Origin of the sequence: Acinetobacter sp. WCHAc060042, assembly GCF_003231195.1 — a bacterium.
Classification (GTDB): domain Bacteria; phylum Pseudomonadota; class Gammaproteobacteria; order Pseudomonadales; family Moraxellaceae; genus Acinetobacter.
The window spans coordinates 1-451 of sequence record NZ_QKVN01000136.1; the positions used below are offsets into that span (position 1 = coordinate 1).

The following is a 451-nucleotide window of genomic DNA, read 5'->3' on the forward strand; positions in this document are numbered from 1 at the left end:
TTTGGCATTGTTACAAACCTCAGGTTACGCACCCAAAGTATCGGATGAAGTTTTGGCTTCAATCAAAGGTTTGGGCATCCAGTCTGACTTTGACGTATTTGTTTCTTTAAGCTGTCATAACTGTCCAGACGTGGTGCAAGCGTTGAACCTGATTGCCATTTACAACTCAGGTACGACAGCCACCATGATTGATGGTGCATTCTTCCAAGACGAAGTAGAAGAACGCAAAATTATGGCTGTACCAATGGTGTTCCAAGACAACACCCATATCGGTCAAGGCCGTATGACCTTGGAAGAGATTGTTGCCAAACTGGATACCAATTCCGCAGCCAAAGAAGCTGAAAAACTCAATGCCAAAGATGCTTTTGATGTTCTCGTGATTGGTGGTGGTCCTGCAGGAAATACCTCTGCCATCTACGCAGCACGTAAAGGCATTAAAACCGGAATCGTG

1 protein-coding gene is annotated in these 451 nt (G+C 45.0%); it reads left to right on the plus strand.

Features of this window, described 5'->3' with window-relative positions; genetic code table 11:
• A partial coding sequence (locus tag DPG01_RS18590; RefSeq protein WP_171327457.1) for a thioredoxin family protein occupies positions 1-451 on the plus strand: 451 nt, incomplete at both ends.